Annotated in this window: 14 protein-coding genes and 1 pseudogene; 7 read left to right on the top strand and 8 right to left on the bottom strand. The window is 65.6% G+C overall.

Going from position 1 to position 16,170, the window contains the following annotated elements; genetic code table 11:
* Positions 1-10 precede the first annotated feature (10 nt).
* From ACRHIG_RS08900 to ACRHIG_RS08870, 7 genes are all read right to left on the bottom strand, one after another.
* Positions 11-838, bottom strand: a complete 828-nt coding sequence (locus ACRHIG_RS08900) for a carbohydrate ABC transporter permease (RefSeq protein WP_475414773.1) — start codon at positions 836-838, stop codon at positions 11-13.
* A complete protein-coding gene (locus ACRHIG_RS08895; protein WP_475414774.1) occupies positions 826-1,716 on the bottom strand; it encodes a carbohydrate ABC transporter permease in 891 nt (296 codons plus the stop codon). Before ACRHIG_RS08895 ends, ACRHIG_RS08900 begins: the two co-directional genes overlap by 13 nt.
* Before the next feature lie 72 nt (positions 1,717-1,788).
* A complete protein-coding gene (locus ACRHIG_RS08890; RefSeq protein ID WP_475414820.1) occupies positions 1,789-3,033 on the bottom strand; it encodes an ABC transporter substrate-binding protein in 1,245 nt (414 codons plus the stop codon).
* A 172-nt stretch (positions 3,034-3,205) separates the two neighbouring features.
* Positions 3,206-3,736: a GNAT family N-acetyltransferase gene (locus ACRHIG_RS08885; protein ID WP_475414775.1), complete on the bottom strand. Its 531-nt coding sequence runs from the start codon at positions 3,734-3,736 to the stop codon at positions 3,206-3,208.
* Positions 3,733-4,251, bottom strand: a complete 519-nt coding sequence (locus ACRHIG_RS08880; protein WP_070289184.1) for a GNAT family N-acetyltransferase — start codon at positions 4,249-4,251, stop codon at positions 3,733-3,735. The genes ACRHIG_RS08885 and ACRHIG_RS08880 overlap by 4 nt, the downstream gene beginning before the upstream one ends.
* 36 nt (positions 4,252-4,287) lie before the next feature.
* Positions 4,288-5,562 carry an amidohydrolase family protein gene (locus tag ACRHIG_RS08875; RefSeq protein ID WP_489629966.1) on the bottom strand — a complete coding sequence of 425 codons (1,275 nt, stop codon included), beginning with the start codon at positions 5,560-5,562 and terminating at the stop codon, positions 4,288-4,290.
* 277 nt (positions 5,563-5,839) lie between these two features.
* Entirely contained in the window at positions 5,840-6,133 is a 294-nt protein-coding gene (locus tag ACRHIG_RS08870) for a hypothetical protein (RefSeq protein WP_489630920.1), read from the bottom strand.
* On the opposite strand from ACRHIG_RS08870, the gene ACRHIG_RS08865 reads away from it, so the two are divergent.
* The 7 genes and pseudogenes from ACRHIG_RS08865 (at position 6,020) to ACRHIG_RS08835 (ending at position 15,065) form a co-directional block, all read left to right on the top strand.
* On the top strand, positions 6,020-6,442 hold the full coding sequence (locus ACRHIG_RS08865; RefSeq protein WP_489630774.1) for a phasin family protein: 423 nt from the start codon (positions 6,020-6,022) through the stop codon (positions 6,440-6,442). The two genes, ACRHIG_RS08870 and ACRHIG_RS08865, sit on opposite strands and share 114 nt — an antisense overlap.
* Positions 6,421-6,831, top strand: coding sequence for a hypothetical protein (locus ACRHIG_RS08860; protein ID WP_489629965.1), 411 nt, complete (start codon positions 6,421-6,423; stop codon positions 6,829-6,831). Before ACRHIG_RS08865 ends, ACRHIG_RS08860 begins: the two co-directional genes overlap by 22 nt.
* Positions 6,832-6,996: 165 nt before the next feature.
* Positions 6,997-8,748, top strand: coding sequence for an ABC transporter ATP-binding protein (locus ACRHIG_RS08855; RefSeq protein ID WP_489629964.1), 1,752 nt, complete (start codon positions 6,997-6,999; stop codon positions 8,746-8,748).
* Positions 8,738-10,546: pseudogene (locus ACRHIG_RS08850) on the top strand (ABC transporter ATP-binding protein). The gene ACRHIG_RS08855 and the pseudogene ACRHIG_RS08850 overlap by 11 nt, the downstream one beginning before the upstream one ends.
* Positions 10,547-10,669: 123 nt before the next feature.
* Complete coding sequence (locus ACRHIG_RS08845) at positions 10,670-12,370, top strand: methyl-accepting chemotaxis protein (RefSeq protein WP_489629963.1); 1,701 nt, start codon at positions 10,670-10,672, stop codon at positions 12,368-12,370.
* 173 nt (positions 12,371-12,543) lie between these two features.
* Positions 12,544-13,065, top strand: coding sequence for a hypothetical protein (locus tag ACRHIG_RS08840; RefSeq protein ID WP_489629962.1), 522 nt, complete (start codon positions 12,544-12,546; stop codon positions 13,063-13,065).
* Positions 13,066-13,091: 26 nt separating this feature from the next.
* Positions 13,092-15,065 carry a sensor domain-containing diguanylate cyclase gene (locus tag ACRHIG_RS08835; RefSeq protein WP_489629961.1) on the top strand — a complete coding sequence of 658 codons (1,974 nt, stop codon included), beginning with the start codon at positions 13,092-13,094 and terminating at the stop codon, positions 15,063-15,065.
* A 104-nt stretch (positions 15,066-15,169) separates the two neighbouring features.
* Here the strand turns inward: ACRHIG_RS08835 and ACRHIG_RS08830 are convergent, their stop codons facing one another.
* On the bottom strand, positions 15,170-16,045 hold the full coding sequence (locus tag ACRHIG_RS08830; protein WP_489629960.1) for a hypothetical protein: 876 nt from the start codon (positions 16,043-16,045) through the stop codon (positions 15,170-15,172).
* Positions 16,046-16,170: the final 125 nt, after the last annotated feature.

Genomic DNA, 16,170 nt, shown 5'->3' with positions numbered 1-16,170 from the left:
TGATGTCCTTTTATTTGTGTTTGAGCATGGAGTTGAGCAGCCGTCCCAGGATGCCGACGAACAGCAGCGGCGGCAGCGCCAGCAGCACGGTGGAAGCGTTCACCACGCCCCACGGCACCTCCTGGCCCATCGAGGTAAATGCCGACGCCACGACGGGCAAGGTAATGCTTTTCGAGGAGGTGAGCGCCAGCGCGATCATCAGTTCATTCCAGACCAGCACGAAGCTGAAGACGATGCCGCCCATCAGTGTCTTCGAGGCCACCGGCAGGGCCACGTGCCAGAACACCTGGTAGGGGCCGTAGCCGTCCAGCGCCGCCGCTTCCTCGATCTCTTTCGGGATGCGGGCAAAGGCGGGAATCGACAGCCAGATGATGGTCGACAGGGTCACCAGCAGATACGTCACCACCATCGACAGGCGCGAGTCGTACAGGCCCAGGTCGATCCAGATCGAGATCAATGGAATGGCGACAGCCACGGGCGGCAAAAAACGCAGCGACAGCAGGAAGAACTGGATATCCTTCTTGGCAGGTATCGGATAGCGGGCGATCGCATACGCGGCCGGCACGCCCAGCACGGCGCCCAGCAGCACGGCCACGCCGACGATGACCACGCTGTTCCCCAGCCCCGTGAGCACTTCCGGGCTGGCCAGCACCTGCTGGTAGTTGGCCAGGGTCGGGCTGAAGAAAAAGCGCGGCACGGGCGTGACGATGTCCATCAGCTCCTTGAAGGAATTGAGCACGGCCCACAGGATGGGGAACAGCGCCACCAGGATAATCACGGTGGTGATGGCGGTGGTGGCGACGGCACCAAAGCCGCGAGAGAGCGTCAGTTTTCCCATTTGGCGACCCGCTTCCAGAGTAAGGTGAAGATGACGGTGGTGGCCAGCATCATCAGCACGGCCATGCTGGACGCGTACGACACCTTGCCCATCAGGCCGATGCCTTGCGCATATGCGTACATGTCCAGCGTTTCGGTGGAGATGCCGGGGCCGCCCTTGGTCATCACGTAGATCAGGTCGAACGAGCGCAGCGACTCGACCATCTTGATGAACACGAGGCTCATGATCGGTACCTTCAGCATCGGCAGCGCGATGTAGGCATACACCTGGAGCGTGCTGGCGTAGTCGAGGCGCGCCGCTTCCAGCGGTTCGGCGGGCAGGGTTTCCAGCAGCTTCAGGATGACGGCGCCGAAGAACAGGCCCCACTGCCAGATATCGACCAGCGCCACCGCGTACAGGGCCGTGGCGGGGTCCGACAGCAGCGCCGTGCCGCCCAGGCCCACGCATTCGAGCAGCCAGTTCAAAATGCCCATCAGCGGCGAATACATGAACTTCCAGATGAAGGCGGCCGAGACGCGCGGCAGCAGCACCGGTACGATCAGCAGCAGCGCGATGACGTCACGCGTGCGGCCCTTGACTTTCTCGAACAGGAACACGGCCAGCAGCACGCCGAGGAGCAGCGATCCGGCCACGGTGACCACTTCCCAGATGGCCGACACCTGCACGGCATTGAGGAAGCGGCGGTCGCCGAACAGGCGGAGAAAATTGGCAAAGCCGACGTAGTCGCTGTCGCTGTAGCGCAGCACGCGGTTTTGCAGGGCCAGGTTGATGGCGGCGATACTGGGCACCAGGCCCAGTATCAGCAGGACCAGCAGCGGCAGCGTCAGAAAGACGGCCGGCAGCCAGGTGTGGCGTTTTTTATGGATGGAGTGCGACATAAGGATCAGCTTTCAGGCTCGTACGTTGGCGTCATTTTTCACCCCAAGGGCAAACTACTGGGGTAAAGGAACTTACTTACGCTTGCTGGCCCGCTGCATCACTTCCGTCGCATACTCGTTGGCCTCATCGAGCGCGCTTTGCACGTCGCCGCGCGTGCCCGTAAACACTTCTTCCAGCACCACGCCCAGGTTGTCGCCGATGTCCGGCCACTCGGGGCTGGGCCAGATGGTGACGCGCGAGACGGGCGTGGTCTCCGTCAGGCCCGCCTGGATCTGCGGCTTGACGTGCTTGCGGAAGTACTCGCTGGCGATGGTGCTGCTGCGGTTGTAGTCACTGAAGACCTTGTCCTTCAGGCGCGCCTGTTCCTGTTCCTTGCCCGTGGCGAAAGCGATGAACTTGCCGGCCGCCAGGCGCGTGCATTCATCCTTCGCGCCAGTGGCGGAGATGGCCAGGCCGTGGCCAAACGCGGCCGATGGCAATGGCGATGGCGGGCGCACATAGCCCACCTTGTCGACCACCGAGGATTTTTTAGGGTCTTCCATCCAGTCGGCGAACGGCGTCGACTCGATCATGAAGGCCACCTTGCCCGACCTGAATGCTTCGAGCGCGTTGCTCCAGTCGTAGGTGGCACCGCCCGGCGGCGAGTACTTGAACAGCTCGCGGTACAGGGTCGTCGCCTTGACGGCCTGCGGCGAATTGAAGGCCGGCACGCCATTGTTTTCCCACTTGCCGCCGGCGGCCAGCATGAACGGCGCCCAGCGCCACACATTCATGCCCGAGCCGCGCTGGCCCCGCGCCGCCCAGCCATACACGTTCGGCGGGCTGTTGAGTTTTTTCACGGCGGCGACCAGTTCGTCGAGCGTCTTCGGCACGGCGATGCCGGCCTTTTCCAGCAGGTCGCGGCGGTAGAGCAGGAAGTCGCTGCCGCCGATCAGGGGCGCGAAATACGCCACGCCCTTGTACGCGGCGACGGCGCGGCGGCCCGGCAGGAAGTCGTCGTAGTCGGCATCCTTCGGCAGGTATTTGAGCAGGGGGACGACCCAGCCGGCCGTGGCGAATTCGGCCACGTTGGCTTCGTCGATGTAATAGATCTGGTAGGAGCCGGCCTTGGTGGAAGCGTCGAGCCTAGCCTTGGAGCGGCGGTCGTTTTCGCCGAAATAGCTGATCTGCACCTTGGTGCCGTTTTTCTTTTCATACTCGGCCAGGGTCTTTTCCATCACGGTCAGGCCCAGGCTCTTTTGCGCCAGCACCTTGAGGACGGGCACCGAGCAGCTTTGCGCCGATGCCGCCGGCATCGACGCGCAGGCGGCGGACATGACGCCGCCCCATGCAATAGCAGTAACGATCTTCATCACGAGTCTCCAGTTTTTATAGTCCGGCGGTCTTCCACCGGTATGCCAACTATAAAAACAAAGACTGCGCGCCACCACTACAAAAGCGGCCGGATTTTAAATACTATTTTTCAGTCTTTCGATATGCATTGTCCATTCAATCCAGACGAAAATCGCGGCGGTAGACGTTCGTATCCTTGCCGTCCGGCTGGCGGCGCGTAAAGCGCTCGAAGCGCAGTCCCAGCTTGTTGAGCAGATTGATCGACGCCTGGTTCTGCAGCGAGGTGATGCCGTACAGGGTGGGCAGGCGCAGCACGTGCTGCGCATGCCGCACGATGGCCGCCGTCGCTTCCCAGGCATAGCCCTGGCCCCAGTAGGCGGGACGCATGGCATAGCCGATATCGGGGCCGGGCAGGCTGTCGCGCCGCACCAGGCCGGCCATGCCCACGGGGGTGCCATCGCTGCGGCGCTCGACGATGTACAGCGAATAGCCATGCTCGCCGAACTGCGCCATCGGTCCCGACTCCAGCGCGGCGCGGGCCGCTTCCAGGGTGTGGATGTTGCGCTGGCCGATGTTGGCGATCCACGACGGGTCGTTGACCAGCTCCATGTAGAAGGCCGCATCGTCCAGCGTGGCCGTGCGCAGGCGCAGACGGGGCGTCTCCATCACAGTGACGGCGCCGCTCATGCCGGCCACTGCATCGGATCGGTCAGCAGCTGGTACATCACGTAGGCGTCGACATAGCCCAGCTGCGCGTGGCGGTAGGCCAGCGGCAGGGTGGCGACCACCGTGAAGCCCAGTTTTTTCCACAGCGTGACGGCGGCCAGGTTGGTGCTGACGACGAAGTTGAACTGCATCGCCAGGTAGCCCGCGCGGCGCGCTTCTTCCATGCAGTGCACGCCCATCAGGCGGCCCACGCCCACGCCTTGCGCGGCCGGGTCGACCATGAACGAGGCATTGGCCACGTGCGATCCATGGCCCGGCTGGTTCGCCACCAGCTTGTACATGCCCAGCAGGCGCTCGCTGCCCATCACGGCGACGAAGCTTTGCACGCCGGGACCGAACCAGTAGGCGTGACACTCTTCGCGCGAGGTATCGGCAGGGAAGGTATAGGTGTCGCCAGCGGCCACCAGGACCTGGAAGATGGCCCACATGGCGTCGAAATCGGCTTCGTTGGCCGGACGGATATCAATTTCTTTCAAGGCGGTGCTCCCAATGACAAATGATGGCCGATTGTATCAGCGCCCCAGGCGGAAGTTCACACTGTCGGGCCGCCCCGGCAGGTGCAGGCGCGATTGCGCGCGCGGTGCCTCGCTGACGACTTTCCCGCGCCGCAGCACCAGGCGCCGCGCGGCGCGCAGGCGCAGCGCTTCCACGGTGCTGCCGCAATCGAGTATCAGCAAGTCCGCGTGGCAGCCGGGCGCGATGCCGTAGCCGTCCAGGCCCAGGATGCGCGCCGGCGTCTCCGTCACGGCCAAAAAACACTCATGCATCGCCTGCTGACCCGTCATCTGCGCCACGTGCAGTCCCATATGCGCCACTTCCAGCATGTCGCCGGAACCGAGGCTGTACCACGGGTCCATCACGCAATCGTGGCCGAAGGCGACGGGAATGCCGGCGGCCAGCATCTCGGGCACGCGCGTCATGCCGCGCCGCTTCGGATATGTGTCGTGGCGCGCCTGCAGGGTGATGTTGATGAGGGGGTTGGCGATGGCCGCCACGCCCGCCTCGCGGATCAGGGGCAGCAGTTTGCTCACATAGTAATTGTCCATCGAATGCATGGAGGTCAGGTGCGAGCCCGTCACCCTGCCCTGCATGCCAAGGCGCTGGCTGTGGAAGGCCAGGGTTTCGATGTGGCGCGACAGCGGATCGTCCGATTCATCGCAATGCATGTCGACCATCAGGCCACGCTCGCAGGCAAATTCGCACAGCAGGCGCACGGATTCCGCGCCATCGGCCATGGTGCGCTCGAAATGCGGGATGCCGCCCACCACGTCGACGCCCATGGCGATCGCGCGTTTTAGATTATCGAAGGCGCCGGGACTGCGCAGGATGCCGTCCTGCGGAAAGGCCACCAGCTGCAGGTCGAGATACGGCGCCACTTGCCGCTTGACGTCGAGCAGCGCTTCGACGGCCAGCAGGCGCGGGTCGCAGATGTCCACGTGCGAGCGGATGGCCAGCAAGCCGCGCGCCACGGCCCAGTCGCAATACTGCAGGGCGCGTTCGACCAGCGCGTCCTGCGTCAGTTGCGGCTTCAGCTCGCCCCACAGGGCGATGCCTTCGAGCAGGGTGCCGGAGGCATTCACGCGCGGCAGGCCATAGCTGAGCGTGGCGTCCATGTGGAAGTGGGCGTCGACAAACGGCGGCGTGACGAGGTCGCCGGCGGCGTCGATCTCTTGCGCGCCCGTCACGGGCAAGGCGGGGCCGACGGCGGCGATGCGGCCGCCCTCGATGGCGATATCGATGGCGCGGCGCCCGTCGGGCAGGCTGGCATTGCGGATGACTAGGTCCATGCGGACACTCCTTCGGTTGACGACTGTGTCTGGTGTTTCAGTTAATTGTCACTTTATATATTTCCCATGGATGCTGCAGCGCAAGAAACCAGCCACTGGCAAAAGCGTAGCCATAGATTCCCTGGCAACGCTTTGCGCGCGCGCAAACTTTCCGCAAATGCCGCCAGGCGCATGAATAGGGCAAACCCATGGCGCACGCCCTTGAGAAAATAACTTTCAACTAACCCGAATCACCGCTAGAATATTCATATTGCGTTGCATCATAAAAAGTCCATGATCAGCTATTTAGCACGCTACCCACTTTACAAAACGCGGCCAACTCTGGTTTTCGGGATTTTGCAGAGCGTTTTGCCAGCATTTTAATCCGTACAAAGGAGTAAATATGTTTCCGCTTCCAGAACACATTTCCAGCGCCGCCAAGTCGCAACTGGAAAACCAGCTGCAAATCTTCAGCCTCCTGACCAGCAAAGTCTTTGAAAGCGCCGAGAAAATCATCGCCCTGAACCTGAACGCCGGCAAGGCCGCCCTGTCGCAGACGGCGGAAACGGCGCAGCACCTGCTGGTCACGCAAGACCCGCGCGACTTCTTCAGCTACAGCACCAGCCAGGCGCAGCCGACATCGAGAGCGTGCTGGCCTACAGCCGCCAGCTGTTCGGCATCGCCTCGGGCACCCAGGCGGAATTGCTGGCCTCGGCCAAGGCCCGCCTCGATGCGGCCGCCCCGGCCGTCGCAACGGCGCCTGCTCCTGCCGCAGCCAAGCCCGCGCTGGCCGTCGTCGCGCCTGCGCCTGCACCTGCACCTGCACCTGCACCTGCAGCAGCAGCGGCGCCCGCCCCCGTCGCCGCCAAGCCGGCCGAAGTGGCCAAGCCGGCCGACATAGCCAAGCCTGCCGCCAAGGTGGCGCCAGCCGCCGTTGCCGCGCCGGCAGCCAAGCCGGCGGCGGCACCTGCCAAGGTGGCCGAGCAAGCCACCGAGAAGCCCGCCGTGAAAGCGGTGGAAGCCAAACCGGCAGCCAAGCCTGAAGCGGCCAAGCCCGTACCTGCCGCCGCCGCGCCAGCGAAAGCCGCCGCGCCAGCCCCCGCCAAGCCGGCCGCGAAACCAATTCCTTCGAGCAAACCGGCGGCCAAGCCAGCCAGCACCGCCGGCAAGACCGTGGCCAAGGCCGCCGTGAAGCACGCCCCTGCGCCAGCCGCCAAGGCAGCGCCCAAGGGCGCGCCATCGAAACAGCTCGACATGCTGGGCGGCGGTAAAGGCAGCGGCCGCAAGTAAGCTTCGCGCACGGCACTGACGCGGCAAAACAACGGGCTACGGCCCGTTTTTTGCGTGCCCGTCCACAGCGCGCTTTTCCGCCTTGTTGTATCCTACGCGTACTTTCCGTCCGCGTGCCCGTCCTTCCGCCCCGCGACACCCCATTACTCAAAACAAAAGGTAACCATGAGTTTATCGAGGCTCATCGCCGGCTTCGTGCGTCAGCATTGGCCGGCGTATGCCGCCGCCGCCGTCATGCTGACCGGCGTGGCAACACTGACCGTCTGGATCCCGCGCCGCGTGGGCGCCATCATCGACGCGCTGGCCGCGCACCGTATGACGGCCGCCGAACTGTGGCTTGAGCTGCTGACCCTGCTCGCCGTCGGCGTCGTCATCTATTTCCTGCGCGTGGGCTGGCGCATCACCCTGTTCAAGGCCGCCTACCAGCTGGGCGTGATGCTGCGCACGCGCTTCTACACGCGCATGTCGCAACAGGGCGCGTCGTTCTACCAGAACCAGCGCACGGGCGACCTGATGGCGCTGGCGACGAACGACATCGACGCCATCGAAATGGCCGCCGGCGAAGCCATGCTGGCCGGCTTCGACGGCACCTTGACCTTGCTGATGGTGCTCGGCATCATGCTGCTGGGCGTGGACTGGCGCCTGGCCTGCATCGCCCTCCTGCCCTTCCCGCTGATGGGACTGGCCTTCTGGCGCATCTCGAGCCATATCCACACGGCGTCGACGGATTCGCTGCAACGCTTTTCCGCGCTGAACGACCATGTGCAGGAATCGCTGTCGGGCGTGCGCACCCTGCGCGCGCTGGGCCTGGAAGAGCGCAGCAGCCAGCAATTCTCCACCCTGGCCGGCCACGCGGCCAACGCCAGCCTGACGGCGCAGCGCTGGGAAGCGGCGTATGAACCGGCCGTCGGCCTGACCCTGACGGCGGCCACGGCGCTGACCCTGGGCCTGGGCGGCTACCTCGTGTGGCAAGAGCAGCTGACCATCGGCGCGCTGACGAGCTTTTCCATGTACCTGGGCCAACTGATCTGGCCCATGTTCGCCGCCGGCTGGGTGCTGTCATTGATCGAACGGGGCCGCGCCGCCTGGCAGCGCCTGCAGCCGATGCTCGACGCGCCGCTGGCCATCGACGACCATGGCAGCATTGCCACGCTGACGCCCGGCCCCCTGCAATTGCAGGACGTCGGCTTTGCCTATGCGGGCCAGACGGCGCCCGCGCTGTCCGGCATCTCGCTGCTGTTACAGCCGGGCCAGACCCTGGGCCTCGTCGGTCCGACGGGCAGCGGCAAGTCGACCCTGCTGCGCGTGCTGCTGCGCCAGGTCACGCCGCAGTCGGGCACGGCCACCTGGAACGGCCACGCGCTGGACGCGTATACCTTGCACGCGCTGCGCGCTGCCATCAGCTGGGTGCCGCAGGAGTCGTTCCTGTTCTCCGCCACCATCGCCGACAATATCGCGCTGGCCCGCCCCGGCGCCACGCGCGAAGAAGTGGAACGGGCGGCGCAGCTGGCCGACATTCATGCCGATATTTTGCAGTTCCCGGACGGTTATCAAACGCATGTGGGCGAGAAGGGCATCACCCTGTCCGGCGGCCAGCGCCAGCGCGTGGCGATCGCCCGGGCCCTGCTGGCCGACAACGGCCTGCTGCTGCTCGACGATGCGCTGTCCGCCGTCGACACGGGCACGGAAACGCGCATCCTGCAGCACCTGGAGGAATTGCGCCGCAAGCGCCCCGAGCGCAGCGCCATCATCGCCAGCCACCGCCTGAGCGCCGTCGTCAACGCGGACCTGATCCTCGTGCTGCGCGACGGCCACGTCACGGAAACGGGCAACCACGACGCGCTGATGCAGCGCGACGGCTGGTACGCCAGCCAGTGGCGCTATCAACAACTGGAGGCCAGCCTCGATGCCATCTAATAAGACTGACCAAACCGCCAGCGCCACGCCATCCGTGCGCCGCCAGGCCGCGCAAGCCATCGGCCTGCTGCGCCGCGCCGCCGCGCCCGACCTGCGCCATTTGTACTGGGCCACGTTCTGGCTGATCCTCGCCGCCGCGCTGGAAGTCACGGGTCCCATTTTAGGCAAGGCCCTGATCGACCAGCACCTGCTGCCGCGCCACCTGGACTGGACGCGCATGTCGCTGCTGCTGGGCGGCTGCCTGCTGACGGGCTGGGTCGCTTCCGGCCTGCGCTATCTGCAGCTGGTGCGCCTGTCCGGCCTGGCCATGCGCTCGGTGCAGCGCCTGCGCGAAACCGTGTATCAGCACGTGCTGCGCCTGCCGATGAGTTTTTCGATCGCGCCATCACGGGGCAGCTGGTCAGCCGCGTCACCAACGACACGGAAGCGGTGAAATCGCTGTACGTGCAGGTGCTGTTCGTCATCCTCGACAGCTCCATCGTCCTGGTCGGCACCATGGCCGCCATGGCCTTCCTCGACTGGCGGCTGATGCTGATCGTGCTGGCCCTGCTGCCGGCCGTGCTGCTCATCGTCTTCCTGTACCAGCGCTGGAGCGCGCCGGCCGTCACGCGCGCGCGCCCTGCGCAGCGAGATCAACGGCCAGATCGCCGAATCGATCGGCGGCATGAGCGTGCTGCAGGCGAATAACGCGGAAAAGCGCTTCGGCGCGCGCTTCACGGGCATCAACCAGGACCACTACACGGCGCGCATGCAGGAATTGCGCGCCAACGCCTGGCTGCTGCGCCCCGCGCTCGACATGCTCAACATCGTGCTGCTGGCCGTCGTCATCTTCAGCTTCGGCCGCCGCGAGATGGGCGCCGTGGAGGTGGGCGTGCTGTATGCGTTCATCAGCTACATCGCGCGCGTGATCGAACCGCTGATCCAGATCACCATGCAATTCAGCCAGCTGCAGCAGTCGGTGGTGGCGACGGCGCGCGTCTCGGCCCTGCTCGACGAAGCGCAGGCGCTGGAACACGCGCCGGGCAAAGCCGCGCCAGCCGCACGCCATGGCGCGCATGACGGCAACACGCCCGCCGTGGACATCGCCCGCCTGACCTTCGCCTATGTGGAAAACCAGCCCGTGCTGCACGAGCTGTCGCTGCAGATCCCGCAGGGCGCCTTCTTCGGCATCGTCGGCCACACGGGCAGCGGCAAGTCGACCCTCCTCTCGCTGCTGCTGCGCTTCTACCCCGTCGCGCAGGGCAGCATCGCCATCAATGGCGTCGCCCTCGACAGCATCGACAACGAGCGGTTCCGCGCCGACGTGGGCCTGGTGCCGCAAGACCCCTTCCTGCTGGCCGCCTCGGCGCGCGAAAACATCGACATGGGCCGCGGCTACACGCAGGCGCAGATCGAGACGGCCGCGCGCGCCGCGCATGCGCACGACTTCATCGCGGCGCTGGAACACGGCTACGACACGCCGCTGGGCGAAGGCGGCTCGCGCCTGTCGTCGGGGCAGAAGCAGCTGATCGCGATTGCCCGCGCGCTGGCCGGCCAGCCGCGCATCCTGCTGCTCGACGAAGCGACGTCGCGCATCGATAGCCAGACGGAGCAGATCGTGCAGACGGCCCTCAACGAGTTGCGCGGCAAGGTCACCATCATCGCCATCGCCCACCGCCTGTCGACCATCCGCGAGGCGGACCGGATCATCGTGCTCAACCATGGCCGCATCACGGAAGCGGGGCCGCACGACGCCCTGATGCAGATTGAGGGCGGCTTGTACCAGCGCCTGTATCTGCTGCAGCAGCTGGCAGTCTGATAGACAGGGGGCGCCGTTGCATGGCGGCACTTTTTCTGTACGGCATTAGAAATGCCGTACAGACGGGAGTATATTCATCTGGCGGGCAGCGCCGACGGCCCCAACCACACTTCCGGGGGCACCATGCGCAGCACACTGTCGATCAGGAATATCTTTGCCGCCATTTTTCTGCTCAGCCTGGCGCTCTCCCTCATCAGCCTGTGGGCGCTGTTCCGCGTGGCGGGCAAGCAGGCCGAGGCGAACCAGGTCACTGAAACGCGCTACCAGTCCTATCTGCTGGCCGATGAACTGCGGCAAAGCTCGGACGACCTGACCCGGCTGGCCCGCACCTACGTCGTCACGGGCGACGCCAGGTACGAACAGCAATACCTCGAGATCCTCGACATCCGCAACGGCAAGAAGCCGCGCCCCGCCCATTACGAGCGCATCTACTGGGACTTCGTGGCGGCCGGCGTGCCCGTGCCCGCATCGACGGGACCCGCCGTGCCGCTGGCAGAACTGATGCGCAAGGCCGGCTTCAGCGAGCAGGAATTCGCCAAGCTGCGCGAAGCCCAGGCCAATTCGGACGGCCTGGTCAAGACCGAAGTGATCGCCATGAACGCCGTCAAGGGCCGCTTCGACGACGGCAGCGGCAACTTCACCAAAACCGGGCCGCCGGACCTGGAAATGGCCCGCGCCATCATGCACGACGCCGCCTACCACAGCAACAAGGCGAAGATCATGCAGCCGGTGAATGAATTCCTCACCCTGCTCGACCAGCGCACGGGCGCGGCCGTGCAGACGGCGATGAGCGGCACCATGGCGGCGTACTCCGTCACGGTCGGCGTGCTGCTGGTGTCCGTCATGGTCTCGCTGCTGTGCCTATTCCTCGTGTACCGCCACATCAAGCGCAGCCTGGACCAGGCGATCGCCACGGCGCAGCTGATCGCCGGCGGCGACCTGAGCATCGACGCCGTCATCGAACGAGCCGACGAAATCGGCGTACTGCTGCATGCGATGAATACCATCAACGCCAACCTGACGGGGCTGATCGGCGACATCCGCAGCGGCACCGGCGAAATGTCGGTGGCCACGCACGAAATCGCGCTGGGCAATGCGGACCTGTCGGCGCGCACGGAAGCGCAAGCCAGTTCCCTCGAAGAGACGGCCAGCTCGATGGAAACGCTGACGGCGACGGTGCGGCAAAACGCCAGCAACGCCGGCGAGGCGAACCAGCTGGCCGCCACCGCCTCGGCCGTCGCCGTGCAGGGCGGCGCCGTCGTTGCCAAGGTGGTCGGCACGATGGGCGCCATCAAGGAAAGCTCGAGCCAGATCGCCGACATCATCGGCGTCATCGACGGCATCGCCTTCCAGACCAACATCCTGGCCCTGAACGCGGCCGTCGAGGCGGCGCGGGCAGGGGAACAGGGACGCGGCTTCGCCGTCGTCGCCGGCGAGGTGCGCAGCCTGGCCCACCGCAGCGCCGCCGCCGCCCAGGAAATCAAGACCCTGATCAGCGCATCCGTGGAACGGGTCGACGCCGGCAGCAAGCTCGTCGACGAAGCGGGGCGCACCATGGCGCTGGTGGTGGAATCGATCCAGAAGGTGGCCGCCATCATGAGCGAGATCACCAGCGCCAGCCACGAGCAAAGCGCGGGGATCAGCGAGGTCAACCAGGCGGTCACGCAGATGGACAACATCACGCAACAGAACGCCGCCCTGGTCGAGCAGGCAGCGGCCGCCGCCGAGAGCCTGCAGGAACAGGCGCAAGCCCTGATCGCGGCCGTCGCCATCTTCCGCCTGAAGGACAGCGGGCCAGCCCGGGCCGCCCTGCCCCTGCGCTGACGCACAGCCAAAGTGTGCACTTTCGCAAATTTCCGCGTACCGCATGATATTTCTTGATTGCAACAGAATATAATCTGTTACAGACAGGTGGTCATTGCGGGAGCGGGACGTTGGCAGGCAGACAGAGACGGGCATCATGGCGAAAGGCGCATTGGCTGCTGGTATTGGCCTGCTTGCTGCCGCCTGCCGCGCACGCCCAGGTCGGCAACCTCGAGCAGTATCTTGCCGCCGTGCGCGACGACGGCCGCTTCGTGCCCGCGCGCGCCCTGGAGCGCCTGCAAGAGGTGGAAACGCAGGCGCGCAGCGCGCCCTTGCCCTTGCGCGCGGAATTCCTGACCCAGTTGAGCAACGCCCGCATGCGCCTGGGGCAGAACGACATCGCCATGCAGCTGGCCGAGGAGCTGATCGCCTACGCCCGCATGAACAAGAGCGACGTGGCGCTGGCGAAAGGCATACTCAACAAGGCCTACATCACGTTTGCCAGGAACGAGCGCCGCGCCTCGCACCTGCTGGCTTTTGAGGCGGAAAAGATCGCCAATGGCACGGACGACCTGCCCGTGCGCGTGCAGGCGACCATCAGCGCGGGCCAGTCGTGGGCCGAGGAAGGCAATTTCCCGTTTGCGCTGGCCAAGCTGCAGGCGGCCGTCGACCTGGCGCGCCAGAGCAACTCCCCTCCAGCCTGGCCGCCGCCCTGAATGCCCTCACCCTGCTGTACACGCAGATGCGCGAATACGACAAGGGCTTCGAGGTGCTCGACGAACTGCTGGCAGTCTCCGCGACACTGGCATCGCCGGGCCGCATGGCGCAGGCGAAGAATACGGAATACGGGCTGGCGCTCGACGCGCAGCAGCCGCAGCGGGGCCAGCGCGCCCTGCTGGCGGCCCTGGCGCTGGAACGCCAGCTGGGCGCGCGCGGCATGGTGGCCGTCACTCTCGTCAATCTGTCCGATAGCTATTTGAAGCAAGGCGACTACGCGCGCGCCCTGCGCTACGCGAATGAAGCCATCACGGCGGCGCGCCTGGTCAACGATGAACAGGTGGAGGCGACGGCGCGGCTCAATATCGGCCAGGCGCTGATCGGCCAGGGACGGCTGCAGGAAGGCAAGCAAAGCGTGGCCACGGGCCTGGCCTACTACGAACGCACGGCCAACCAGCCGGACATGCAGGCCGTGCTGCTGGAATACGGCATGGCGCTGGAAAAGGCGGGCGACTTGCGCGGCGCCGTCACGGCCTACCACCGCGAGCGGGGCATTTCCAACCAGCTGTTCGAAAAGCAGCGGCAAAAGGCCGTGTATGAGCTGCAAGAAAAGTATGAGGCGGAAAAGAAACAGCGCCAGATCGAGCTGCTCAGCCGCGACAATCAGATCAAGAGCGCGGAAATCGACAACCGCCGCCTGCAGCAGCGCGTGTGGTGGCTGCTGGCGCTGGTGCTGGCCATGGCCTCCGCCATCGTTGGCTTGCTGTACCGCAAGGTGCGTCACGCGAACGTGCAGCTGAAGGTGAAAAACCAGGAACTCAAGCGCCAGAGCTCGCGCGACCCGCTGACGGCCCTGTACAACCGCCGCCACTTCCAGGAATTCATGCGCAGCCATGCGGGCAAGCCGCAGCCGTCCAGCGGCGGCGCCGACGTCGTGGGCGCGCTGTTCCTGCTCGACGTCGACCATTTCAAGCACATCAACGACCGTTACGGCCATGCGGCGGGCGACCTGGTGCTGACGACGATCGCCGAAACCCTGCACGACGTGTTGCGCGAAACGGACATGATCGTGCGCTGGGGCGGCGAGGAATTCCTCGCCTTCCTGCCGGCCGTCGCGCGCGACGGGCTCGACGATATCGCGCGGCGCATCCTCAACGGCATGGCGGCGCAACGCATCGACTACCAGGGCCAGACCATCGAGGTGCACGTGTCCGTGGGCTTTGCGCCCTATCCGCTGGCGCCGCTGGGGCGGCCGCTCACGTGGGAGCGCAGCGTCAACCTGATCGACATGGCGCTGTACCTGGCCAAGGCGCACGGGCGCAACCGGGCGTATGGCTTGCGCGGTTTCCGGCAGGTGGAAAGAACGACCCTGGAAGCGGTGGAGCAAGACCTGGAACGCGCGTGGCGCGACGGCTTTGTCGATTTGAGCGTGGTGCTGGGGGAGCGGACGGGATGGATGGCGCAAATACAGGGACAGGGACAACGGCGCACGCCAGGCAGGCTGGCGCCGGCGATGGCGTCGCCGCGGCTGGCATCACCTGACGCCAGCCGCGGCGACGGGACCGGCGGCGGCCGGCCCTGGCGCGGTGACTACGCTGATTACTTGTGCGCGGCGTCCTGCATCTTTTCGCCCGCTTTTTCCACTTTCTTGCCGACGGCATCGGCCGCTTCGCTCATTTTCTTGTCGGCGTCAGCGGCGACCTGGTCCATCTTGGCGCCAGTATCGGCAGCAGCCTGGCTCACGGCGGCGTCAGCCTTGGTAGCGGCGGCCTTGATGTCGGCTTCAGCCTTGGCAGCGGCCGCATCGATCTTTTGGCCAGCCTGTTCCGCAGGACCGGCGGCGACATCGTCCTTCTTCTGGCAGGCGGCCAGTGCCACAACCATCATCCCGGCGGCGCACACGGTCATCCAATTTTTGCTTGCTTTCATGATATTCCCTTTCATTGTTATCAAAAGACACAGATCAGTTCGCAATATACACCTGCCTAAAATTTTCTAGCGTGCGCTAACGCACATAAAAACAGGCTTTTGTGGCGTAGTTGTAAGCAATGGTATCTTGATATCTTCATGGCGCCTTTCACGATGGGCCAATGTTGCTGTGCGCTACTGGCCCGGCGCGGCGTCCAGCAGCGAACGCTCGAGCAATTGCGACAACGCCGCGCGCAGCGCCTGCGTGCGCGCCGCCAGTTCCGGCCGCTTGTAGCGCTCCGCGGCGATCAGGCTGTTTTCCAGGCAGACGCGGTCGCCCTTGGCCAGGCAGGCGTCGGCCAGGTCGAGCTGGACGCTGGCTTGCGCCACCTTCACCTTGGCGTCGAGCTCCAGGGTGTCGGGATCGTCGCCCCAGCGCTTCACGTGGGCGGCCAGGCGCGTGGCGGCCAGATCCGGCTTGCCCGCATCGAGCGCCTGCTTGACGCTGTCCTGCAGCGCCGCCCACGCCTGCGCCCGCTGCTGTTGCCTGTCGCAGGCAGCGGCGGACTTGGTGATGCTCGCCTGCAAGCGTTTGATCTGCGCGGCGGGCGCCTTGGCGCTTTTCAGCACGGCCAGCGCGCTGCGCGCGCCGTCCAGGTCGCACTGCGCCGCCAGCGCAGCGGCGGCCTCGACCTGCTCCGCCACGCTGGCCGGCTTGTCGGCGGGCTTGTTATAGAACCAGATACCGGTCAGCACCACGGCCGCGGCGATCCACGTGCGCAAGCGTACCGGCGGCCGCGGCGGCGGCACCGAGCCCCTGCCGGCAGGCTTGGCGGGCGGCGCCTTGGCTGGTGCGGATGCTGCGGCGGGAACCGGCGGCGGGAATGGCTGGGGCGCAGGCGCGGGAGCCGCTACCGGTACCGGCGGCGGCATGCGCGGCACCGGCGGCGGCGCTACCACTTTCTCCAGAACTGGCGCTTGCGCCGCCTGGCGCGCGCCGCAAAACGGGCAATGCGCCACGCGCAGCGGCAAGGTCCGGCCGCAGGCGGCGTTGATGCAAACGTCATTCACTGTTTCAAGCACATTCCAACCTTTTCCTGGAGTCATTCCACTGCGTTCTGCCGCAATATTACCTTACGCGGGCACGGCAACGGCGCACCGGCGCCGTGTTCCATTGCCTTGATACCGATCAAAAA

The sequence above is a fragment of the Janthinobacterium sp. C22 genome, assembly GCF_057919405.1.
This window is presented reverse-complemented; position numbering and strand designations above follow the sequence as displayed.

What these genes read in the sequence shown, in the direction of transcription:
- ACRHIG_RS08900 (WP_475414773.1), bottom strand. Translation starts at nt 838, where the DNA reads ATGGGAAAACTGACGCTCTCTCGCGGCTTTGGTGCCGTCGCCACCACC.
- ACRHIG_RS08895 (WP_475414774.1), bottom strand. Translation starts at nt 1,716, where the DNA reads ATGTCGCACTCCATCCATAAAAAACGCCACACCTGGCTGCCGGCCGTC.
- ACRHIG_RS08890 (WP_475414820.1), bottom strand. Translation starts at nt 3,033, where the DNA reads ATGTCCGCCGCCTGCGCGTCGATGCCGGCGGCATCGGCGCAAAGCTGC.
- ACRHIG_RS08885 (WP_475414775.1), bottom strand. Translation starts at nt 3,736, where the DNA reads ATGAGCGGCGCCGTCACTGTGATGGAGACGCCCCGTCTGCGCCTGCGC.
- ACRHIG_RS08875 (WP_489629966.1), bottom strand. Translation starts at nt 5,562, where the DNA reads ATGGACCTAGTCATCCGCAATGCCAGCCTGCCCGACGGGCGCCGCGCC.
- ACRHIG_RS08855 (WP_489629964.1), top strand. Translation starts at nt 6,997, where the DNA reads ATGAGTTTATCGAGGCTCATCGCCGGCTTCGTGCGTCAGCATTGGCCG.
- ACRHIG_RS08845 (WP_489629963.1), top strand. Translation starts at nt 10,670, where the DNA reads ATGCGCAGCACACTGTCGATCAGGAATATCTTTGCCGCCATTTTTCTG.
- ACRHIG_RS08835 (WP_489629961.1), top strand. Translation starts at nt 13,092, where the DNA reads ATGCGCGAATACGACAAGGGCTTCGAGGTGCTCGACGAACTGCTGGCA.